The following is a 9539-nucleotide window of genomic DNA, read 5'->3' as shown; positions in this document are numbered from 1 at the left end:
ATGACCGCCATTAGAAATTTACTCTAATGAACTTTTTGGGATAAAAATAAAATAGGCGTAATCTGGAGTTCCGGAAATGGGGGCGCGCAGACTTTTGAAGAACAACTTACAGAATTTGTCCGTTCAGGTGGCGTTCCGCGTTTTAACCCCTACTTTATCCCAAAAATGATTGCCGATATACCCTCCGGGGTAATATCCATCCGGTATGGCCTGCGGGGATTGAATTTCAGTACTATATCGGCATGCGCTTCTTCCAGTAATGCTATTATTGATGCTACAAACTACATCCGGCTCGGCAAAGCCAACATCATCATAGCAGGGGGATCAGAAGCTCCTATCAACCAATCAGCTGTTGGCGGGTTCAATGCCTCCAGGGCACTATCCACTAAAAATAATACGCCACAACAGGCTTCAAGGCCGTTCGATATTGACAGGGACGGTTTTGTACTTGGAGAAGGAGCCGGCGCTTTAGTTTTAGAAAGTTTAGAATCTGCCCGGGCAAGGGGTGCAACAATTTATGCCGAAATAGCAGGAACCGGTATGGCTGCCGATGCTTACCACTTGACCGGCACGCATCCTGCAGGCGAGGGCGCTTATTTAGGAATGAATGACGCGCTGGATGAGGCGGGTTTACTTCCTGATTCCATAGACTATGTAAATGCACACGCTACCTCAACCCCACAGGGCGACCTGAGCGAACTACATGCGCTCCGGCGCGTATTTGGCTCAGCCAGCAAAGTCTCTGTCAGCGCCACAAAATCTGTAACCGGCCATCTGCTCGGGGCGGCTGGTGCCGCAGAAAGCATTGTATGTATTCTGGCCATAGTAAACGATATAATACCTCCTACAATAAATACAAAAAATATAGAACCGGAATTTGCGGGTAGTTTTGATTTTGTATTAGGTACAGCAAAAAAAAGGAATGTTGATGTGGCATTAAATAACACTTTCGGTTTTGGCGGGCATATTGCCAGTATTGTATTTAAAAAATTTATACTTTAGTATAATTTTATGAATATAGCTAAAAATTATTTAGAGTACTACATGCAGCAATGTATTATGATTGCAGAAAAAGCACTACAAAAAGGTAATCCGCCCGTGGGGGCGATTTTAATTTGTAATGATGAAATGATCGGAAGCGGCGAAGAATCGGGTAAAACATCGGGCGATGTAACGCTGCATGCAGAAATTCTTGCCGTCAAAGACGCTATTGCAAGGAACCATACTTCCAAGTTGCGGCATGCCATGATGTTTACCACCCATGAACCGTGCCTTATGTGTTCCTATGTTTTGAGGCATCACCATATCCCAATTATAATTTATGGGAGTTCCGTACCGCATGTGGGGGGCGCTACTTCCCATTTCGGCTTGTTGCGCTCACATTCTGTCCCCGGTTGGGGCAAGCCGCCAAAACTACTTTCAGGAATTTGTGCGGATGAGTGTAATAGATTGAGCACCAGGTATGCAGAAAGGCATGGACGGGCGAAAGATTAAATTCAATAAACCCTAAAATTTGAGGATAAGCAATGAAGTTTAACGGGCCAAACAACGAATTTCTGCAACTGCAGACTTTTAACGGAAATGAAACGCTCTTTTTTGATAAAGAACTTAACTACCCGCTACTGTTTGTGTGGATCCGTAATCCCGATTCACAGCTTTATTTTGAAGGAAACAGGCTGGACCTGCCCCCCAATACTGTAATCTGCCTGACAGAATTTCACAGAATAGATTTTGTAAATGTCCGGGAAGCCAGCCTCATAAAATTTAACCGGGAATTTTACTGTGTGCTGGATCACGACAAGGAAGTAAGCTGCAGGGGCATCCTTTTCTACGGATCAGACAAAATACCTTACTTCCGGATTCCTGATGAAGTATTAGAACAGTTCGAAAACCTCTGGAAAATGTTCCAGGTAGAAATACAGACAAAGGATGATATGCAGCTGGATATGCTCCAGACAATGCTGAAGCGTTTCATAATCCTGTGCACCAGGGTATATAAAAACTTAAACAACCTTTCCCCGCTCCAGCCTGTAGAAGTTGACATCATAAGGGACTTTAATTTTTATGTAGAGCAGCATTTCAGGACCAAGCACAGTGTTCAGGACTATGCTGATATTCTTTTTAAATCACCTAAAACGTTATCTAACGTATTCGCAAAATTTTCTGCAAGGACACCGCTGCAGGTTATCCACGAAAGAATTGTCCTGGAAGCCAGAAGGATGCTGCGCTATACAGATAAATCAGTAAAAGAGATAAGCTATGATCTGGGCTTTGAAGATATCCAGACTTTTAGCCGTTTCTTCAAAAAAATGTCAGGGATAAGCCCGTCAGACTTTAAAAACCAGTTTTTGGGAAAAATTGATAATTCGCAGGGAATTATGACCTAACAACAGCTGCCAAATCAGTAGCAACTTTGTATCATAATTATTTAATAACATTAAATTTTAAAATGATGACAAAGTTCTCAGTTCCCGCCCGAGGAGAAGTATCGGAAAACAATCAGGCCATTTTTGACAACTTACAAAAAGGCATTGGCTTTGTGCCAAATCTTTACGCTTATTTTGCGAAAAATGAAACCGCGCTAAGTGATTACCTCACATTACAAAACCGCAAAAGCACCCTAAAAGCAAAAGAAAGGGAAGTAATCAATCTTGTTACAAGCCAGATTAATGGCTGCCGCTACTGCCAGTCGGCGCACACGGTGATTGGTAAAATGAATGGCTTTACAGATGGGCAGGTCATTGAATTAAGAAAAGGTACAGCTTCTTTTGACCCAAAATTAGATGCACTGGTAAAACTCGCCGCTTCCGTAGTAACCAACAGGGGCAAAGCGGCTAAGGAGGCCGTAGATGGTTTTTTTGCTGCCGGTTATTCAGAAGCAAACCTCATTGATGTCATAATAGTCATTGGTGATAAAATCATCATGAACTTTATCCACAATATTACAGAACTACCTATAGATTTCCCGGTTGCGGAAGAAATCTGATAAAAAATTTAAATCTAAAAAACTTTTAAAATGAAAACAATGAACAACAATAAGATAAACTGGACATATGCCGTCATAGCCGGTATTACTGGGACACTTGCCTTTGATATAGTAGGATATATATTTACCGGGACATGGTGGGATATAGCGGGTATTATTGGCGAGAAAACAGGCCTCGGAATGGCCTATGGTGTATTGGGGCACTATTCAAACGGTATTTTACTTTCGATTCTTTATGCGGGTATTGCCCCGTCGCTTTGGGGGCCATACTGGCTACGGGCGCAACTGTTTGTAACTGCTGAAACCATTGCCTTAGTATGGTTTTTTATGTTCCCTCTTTTAGGGGCCGGTATAGCAGGAACAAAATTAGCCGCGATTCTCCCGGTTGTTTCCCTCGCGCGCCATTGGGCGTACGCCCTACCGCTTTGGTATTTCAATCATCAGTTTAACCGCAAACAATCATGACTCAGGTCATAAACAGCCTCAACTTTGAAACCACCTTAAAACAAAATGAGGTTGTACTGGTTGACTTCTATGCGGACTGGTGCGGTCCCTGCCGGGCAATTTCAGAAACACTTGAAAGAATTTCATCAGAATTTGAAAGACAGGCCCTTGTAGCTAAAGTCAATATCGATAAAAGCCCCGAGTTATGCCGGTTGTTTGAGATAACAAGTATTCCATCCCTTCTTTATTTTAAAAACAGGAAACTGATGGCAAAAGAAACCGGCGTGAGGAGCCATGCGCAAATAGCGGCGCAAATAAGCAAAATAATAAACCATAACCGGAATAAGTAAAATACCTGTCAACCTGTCTTTTGCAATCTAAAAGATACTGGTTTTCGGTTGAAGCACTTTAATGGCTTCTACCCATCGGAAATGCCGGTAAAGTGGCAATAGCATCCACGCACTTCAATCCGGAAAATGTACGCGGTTTAACACGTATGATTGGGATGCAGATGGCAGTGTAAAAGCAGGAAGGAATTTATTCACGTTAAAATCAATAAAAATGGCAAATTCAATAAAAATCAAAAATGTACCCGAAGGTTTCCAGAGCGTAATCACCAACGGCAAACACAGCATACTGGCTGATGAACCATTAAAAAGCGGAGGTACTGACCTGGGTTTTAGCCCTGTAGACTTACTCCTCTCAGGATTAGGGCTCTGCAAGGTAACTACAGTACGGTACATTGCCCGGAAAAACAACTGGCAGATTGGTGACGTTAAGGCAGAATTGAGCCACGAAACCAGGCGGGGCGAAAATGGCCTTAAAACCCAGGTTAAAGTTAAAATGCTGATTGAAGGTGACTTAACTCAAGAGCAAAAAGCAGAACTCCTCAAGCAGGCCGACCGTTGCTACGTACACCGAATGATTGAGGGTGAATGGGATATTGAGCATGCTGTAGAAGCACATTCGCTTGAACTCAAAAAACTGGAAACAGAAAATGTATAAGAGGAAAGGCGGGCTCAGGGTCGTGGATATGGAGGCATTTAAAAATGAACCCGGGCGTTATGAAATACGTACCCTCGACCCTGATGCCCCACTTTGCCCTTATGGAAATCAGCGAATCCATATTGGTTATGATAAAAATGAAAATAGTTACGTACGCGTTACTAAGTCAGTCTTAAAAATCATTTTAAATAAAACAACATGAAAAAAAGAATAGCCATTAATGGCTTTGGCAGGATCGGCAGGGCCGCATTAAAAATTATTCTGGAACATGATGGCTTGGAGCTAATTGCTATCAATGACCTGATGGGATTGGATAATGCAGCCTACTTACTTCAATATGATACAGTGTATGGGAAGTACGAAAAACACGTAAGGGTACATGAAAATCAAATACATGTAGGAGAAAGTAAGATAAACTACCTGTCAGAACAATCTCCGGAGAATCTGCCATGGAAAGCTCTTGGCATTGATATAGTAATAGAAAGTACAGGCCTGTTTACAAAAAAAGAAGATGCCGGAAAGCATATTATCGCAGGGGCAAAAACAGTAGTTATTTCCGGGCCTACAGGCAGTGCAGATGTACCTACTGTAGTCCATGGAGTAAATACCGGCAGCGGGAAGGTTGCTGTTTTTTCTTGTGCAAGCTGCACAACTAACAATAGCGCACCCTTAATTGAAATTTTAGGAAGGCGTATTGGCATTAAAAAAGCCGTTTTAAATACTACACATGCTTTTACGGCCTCTCAGGCGCTCGTGGATGCCCCTTCAAAAAAAGAATTCAGGATGGGCAGGGCTGCCGCAAATAATTTAGCTCCTGCCGCAACCGGAGCCGCAAAAGCGGTTACTAAAGCATTACCACAGTATGAAGGTAAATTTGACGGTATTGCCGTAAGGACCCCCGTCCCCGTAGGTTCTATTTCCGATATTACTTTTTTAGCCAACAGGAATACTACAGCTGATGAAGTAAATTCAATCCTTAAAGAAGAATCGCTGAGCGGCCGGTATAGTGGCATCCTGGCCGTCACCGAGGAGCCATTAGTGTCATCAGATATTATCATGAGGCCCGAAGCAAGTATCGTAGACTTAGAAATGACCCGTGTAGTGGACGGCGATCTTGTAAAAGTCATGGCTTGGTATGATAACGAATGGGGATTTACAAACCAGTTAATAAAACAAATTTTAGAACTTTAAACCAGTTAGTACTATGGAAATTAAGTATCCGATACCACCGTTTACGGAGGAAACAGCAAAGCAAAAAATCCAGATGGCAGAAGACGCCTGGAATAGCAGGGACCCGGAAAGGGTTTCCAAAGCCTATACCGCTGATAGCGAATGGCGAAACCGGAACCGGTTTATCAACGGAAGGGAAGAAATTGTACGCTTCCTCACCGAAAAATGGCAAAAAGAACAAAATTATAAACTAAAAAAAGAATATTGGGCACATACAGGCAACAGGATTGCCGTTCGTTTTGAGTATGAATACCAGGACAGGGACGGCAAGTGGTACAGGGCTTACGGCAATGAAAACTGGGAATTCGATGAAAACGGGCTGATGAAAAAAAGATATGCCAGCATCAATGACCTGGAAATCGATGAGAGTGAAAGGCGGCTTTTATAAAAACGCTCATGCTACCTGTATGCCGGCAAGTCAGCCTGTTTTATTTTTCAGGAGCTTTATCACGCTGTTCGCTGTATCTCCGCGCCGCAAAAGCGGGCGGCGCGGAGGATGCCGCTGCCATCGTGGCTAAGATGGAAAGGCTACACTGGCACAGCAGCCTTACAATCCCTGTCCAGGGATACTCCTGAACATAATAAATAAAAAAAGGGGCTGTGTCAGCAGCCCCTCTACAGGATAAAAAAACAAACAGTAATTATCAGTTAAAATAAAAGCCAGCCGGCACAACACCTACAGTAAAAGAAGTTTCAGGCGCACCAGTAAGATTATGCACATACACCTTTCCGTTAGAGCTATAATCTGCGGCATCGCCTATATATATCCTGCTATTCCTGACCGCAAAAGCAGAAACGCCATAAACGCCCTGCTGCGTTATGTTGAACAACGCCGAAGAAGGAAATGACGTTGCCGCTACATCCATTTTATAAACATCTGAACCGGCAGTGTAATAGAGGCTCCCCTGCTCAATATCAAGGTTATTAGGGTGTAACATACCGGAAAACACCATAGTTGAAACTACCGTATCAGATCCCAAGCTAATTATATAAAGGCTGCCGGTCGATTCTGGAAGTGTACCGGCCCAGGAAGGCACGCCTCCCCCAAGCACATACAGCTTTCCGTCAGCTATTTCCATACCCTCAGGCACATACCCCACGGTTATTGATGTTGCTACAGTATTGTTAGCAGCATTAATAACGGTTATACTGTTGCCGTAGCCCCAGCCCCCCTTGTGTGCCACATAAAGCTTGTTATTATACGCCAGAATTCTTTCAGGGCCTTCCGCTACAGGGATAGACGAAACAACACTGTTAGAAGCAAGGTCAACCACAGCAATATAATCATCGGTGGTGCTGCTGCCGTTACCCCAGTTGGTTACATATCCCCTGCCGTTGGCAAATGCAATATAGCGCGGATTGCTCAGGCCGGTTTGTATAGTGGCTATGTGCCGGAAGGTGTAGCGGTTTACAACTTCAATCTTATGGGAGTTGTTTACTACAATATATGCCCTGTCTCCTTCCAGCCCTATATCCTGTGCCGTATCGCCCAGCAGCATGCCGCTATTCACACTGCTGAAGATATTATTTTCTACAGCGGCATTATTACCCATGAACGACACCGAAGCATTCCCGGCATTGAAACCGCCCTGGTTGAGTATCAGCATACCCCCTTCATAAGCGCCGGACGGTGCAGGAAGTGCATTATCATCGTCGCTGCACGATGTGAAAAGCACCGAAAGTGCAAAAGCAGTGAGCAGTAATTTGTTTAGTTTCATCTTATTAAAATTTAAAATTTAGATACATGTTATAATGCCTCCCCGGCAATGGCCTGAATGCTACATTCTCATAAGCTTCATCCCAAAGGTTAAGCACCTGTGCCCCAATGTCAATTCCCGCCAGTATATTAATATGGTATTCGGCTCCGGCTGATGATACATTATAAGAATCAACAGAAGCAGTATTGTCTGAAGTTGTATACACTTCGCCGTTAAAAAGGTGCCTGTAATACAGCGTGGTATTGCCATAGCTGTAAGATGCCGAAGCCGTGGCCTTATGCATCGGGACATATATAAGCTGTTCGCTTTTGCCGTCTTCACGGGATATGGTATAAGCATAGGTAGCCGCTACATCAAAACGGTGCCTCCCCAGCTGTTTTTGCCAGTTAAGCAGGCCTTCAAGCCCATAGGTGGAAACCCTGCCAACATTTTCAGGCCCCCACTGGTTACCGCGCGGCACCCAGCGCAGCATATCGCGCAGCTTTATATAGTAGCCTGTCATGGCGATATTAAGTCCGCCAAAATGAAAATGGTTGCCGATTTCAGCCTGTATCGATGTTTCTGGATTCAGATCAGGGTTGCCACTACCCTGCCAGTAAAGGTCATTAAAAGTAGGTATGCGGAAATTACGGGAGGCATTTAGCTTTAGTGTATAAAAAGAAAAAGCATCATAAACCGCCCCTGCCGAAAAGAGCAGTGGGCTGTCATAAGCATCGGTAACTTCCCTGCGCAGCCCTGCCTCATAATTCAGCTTACTATTTATCCGGTGCTTTAGTAACAAAGTGGCAGAACCAATTTGCCTTTTTTGCTGCATGATGTCTGACCCGCTGCCTGAATTCTTTGTAAAGTCAGTTATAATGTTCATTGTTATGGCCTCTCCTGCCCTATAGGAAAGGTCGTAACGGATAAGCCACGTTTTTACCTCCCCCTCATCATAAATATCCTGCCTGAAGTCCTCATAATATTTATATTGTTCCGTAAGATAGGCCACTTTTACTTTTGAGGTAAACCTGCCCCTGTCATATAGCCATTCCAGCAGGTTGCGGGTATTTATATCGCGGTACATGCTTTTTGAAGGTACTGTAACCGTTCTTGAAAAATGCCTTTTTGCGCTAAACGCATAACTGTAAAAGCGTAGTGTATTATAACCATTAAACCTGTAGGCAACGCCTGCATTAAGGCTGGTGTTGTGGTACTGGCCGTTTTCATTTATTATGTTATATCCGGGGAACTCAAAGTCATTATCTGAGCTGTTGTGGCTTATACTTACCTGTACTGCAGTGTTTTCGGCTCCTGCCCCGGCTTTATAATTAATGCTCTTAGTGTCGAAACTTCCATACTCAGTGCGCAGTTCGTTACAAAATGCCTGGCCGAAAGTAAGGCCTGTATTAAGGTGTATGCTGCCGCCAATGGCGCTGCTGCCATAAATAACGCTGCCACCGCCAGCCCTCACGGTTATATCTTTGAAATCGCGTGTGGAAAGGGTATTAAAATCAGTAAGGCCGTTGAGCTGCGAGTTGATGTTGATGCCATTCCATATTACTGCGGTCTGCTGTGCGGTCGTACCCCGGAATGAAGGCGATGAAACCATGCCGGGCCCGTTCTCTTTAAAATAGATCACAGTATTGTAATTGAGCAATGAGGTGAGCGATGCCGGATTCCGTTTAATAACCGAATCATTAAGCTGCTGTGTGCTTTGCGAGGCGGAAAATGCCCGAAGCTGCGTATCAGTAATAACTACTTCACGCAATTGCATAAGTGTATCGCGCTGCGCAGCAACATACTGGCAGGCCAGAAGAAACCCTACTATTACAAGCTTTTTTAGCGTCATAATCCTTTGCCTTTTTTCCCGAAGGCAGGTATTTGTTTACCTTAAGGCAGGTCTCCTGGCTTGCGTACTGTTGTTTACCTTCCCATACGCCGGTAATGCGCACAGTGGCTTTGCAGTTAACAACAGCCTCCCTTGCGGGATTAGCTTACAGTTGCGGGAACAGCTCAGGCTTGTACCTGATTCCCTTTTAATGCAATGCTGCGTAAACAGCAATGCAACCTTAAGTGGTGCAAATATAAAATTTATATTTTAGTTTCCTACTACTGCGCAATAAAGCTTTTGCTGTGTTAATGAGTTTAATCCGGGCAGTATTGGCTAATAATTA

Annotated in this window: 12 protein-coding genes and 1 riboswitch; of the genes, 10 read left to right on the top strand and 2 right to left on the bottom strand. The window is 43.9% G+C overall.

From position 1 onward, the window contains the following. The first annotated feature begins 51 nt into the window (after positions 1-51). The 10 genes from CHU92_RS12200 to CHU92_RS12155 all read left to right on the top strand — a co-directional run bounded on the left by CHU92_RS12200 (position 52) and on the right by CHU92_RS12155 (position 6053). Entirely contained in the window at positions 52-1002 is a 951-nt protein-coding gene (locus CHU92_RS12200; RefSeq protein ID WP_317044697.1) for a beta-ketoacyl-[acyl-carrier-protein] synthase family protein, read from the top strand. A 42-nt stretch (positions 1003-1044) separates the two neighbouring features. Beyond that, a complete protein-coding gene (locus CHU92_RS12195) occupies positions 1045-1494 on the top strand; it encodes a nucleoside deaminase (RefSeq protein WP_165764654.1) in 450 nt (149 codons plus the stop codon). A 32-nt stretch (positions 1495-1526) separates the two neighbouring features. Further along, positions 1527-2387, top strand: a complete 861-nt coding sequence (locus CHU92_RS12190; protein WP_094415964.1) for a helix-turn-helix domain-containing protein — start codon at positions 1527-1529, stop codon at positions 2385-2387. Positions 2388-2449: 62 nt separating this feature from the next. Beyond that, a complete protein-coding gene (locus CHU92_RS12185) occupies positions 2450-2986 on the top strand; it encodes a carboxymuconolactone decarboxylase family protein (protein WP_317044696.1) in 537 nt (178 codons plus the stop codon). Between the two features lie 30 nt (positions 2987-3016). Next, a complete protein-coding gene (locus CHU92_RS12180) occupies positions 3017-3451 on the top strand; it encodes a hypothetical protein (protein ID WP_207759847.1) in 435 nt (144 codons plus the stop codon). Then, a complete protein-coding gene (gene trxA / locus CHU92_RS12175; RefSeq protein WP_094415961.1) occupies positions 3448-3780 on the top strand; it encodes a thioredoxin in 333 nt (110 codons plus the stop codon). The genes CHU92_RS12180 and trxA overlap by 4 nt, the downstream gene beginning before the upstream one ends. 211 nt (positions 3781-3991) lie before the next feature. Continuing rightward, positions 3992-4435, top strand: a complete 444-nt coding sequence (locus CHU92_RS12170; protein ID WP_094415959.1) for an OsmC family protein — start codon at positions 3992-3994, stop codon at positions 4433-4435. Further along, positions 4428-4637, top strand: a complete 210-nt coding sequence (locus CHU92_RS12165; RefSeq protein WP_094415957.1) for a hypothetical protein — start codon at positions 4428-4430, stop codon at positions 4635-4637. Before CHU92_RS12170 ends, CHU92_RS12165 begins: the two co-directional genes overlap by 8 nt. Further along, a complete protein-coding gene (locus tag CHU92_RS12160) occupies positions 4634-5626 on the top strand; it encodes a type I glyceraldehyde-3-phosphate dehydrogenase (protein WP_094415955.1) in 993 nt (330 codons plus the stop codon). Before CHU92_RS12165 ends, CHU92_RS12160 begins: the two co-directional genes overlap by 4 nt. 13 nt (positions 5627-5639) lie before the next feature. Beyond that, entirely contained in the window at positions 5640-6053 is a 414-nt protein-coding gene (locus tag CHU92_RS12155; protein WP_094415953.1) for a nuclear transport factor 2 family protein, read from the top strand. A 256-nt stretch (positions 6054-6309) separates the two neighbouring features. Here the strand turns inward: CHU92_RS12155 and CHU92_RS12145 are convergent, their stop codons facing one another. Together CHU92_RS12145 and CHU92_RS12140 are read right to left on the bottom strand one after the other, a co-directional pair. Then, on the bottom strand, positions 6310-7383 hold the full coding sequence (locus tag CHU92_RS12145) for a YncE family protein (RefSeq protein WP_094415949.1): 1074 nt from the start codon (positions 7381-7383) through the stop codon (positions 6310-6312). A 4-nt stretch (positions 7384-7387) separates the two neighbouring features. Beyond that, positions 7388-9214: a TonB-dependent receptor plug domain-containing protein gene (locus CHU92_RS12140; protein WP_094415947.1), complete on the bottom strand. Its 1827-nt coding sequence runs from the start codon at positions 9212-9214 to the stop codon at positions 7388-7390. A gap of 28 nt (positions 9215-9242) precedes the next feature. Then, positions 9243-9452, bottom strand: a riboswitch (cobalamin riboswitch). Positions 9453-9539: the final 87 nt, after the last annotated feature.

Origin of the sequence: Flavobacterium cyanobacteriorum (genome assembly GCF_002251835.1) — a bacterium.
GTDB classification, from domain to species: Bacteria; Bacteroidota; Bacteroidia; order Flavobacteriales; family Flavobacteriaceae; genus Flavobacterium; species Flavobacterium cyanobacteriorum.
The sequence above is the reverse complement of the archived record's forward strand: the minus strand, read 5'-3'. Positions and strand labels throughout refer to the sequence as shown.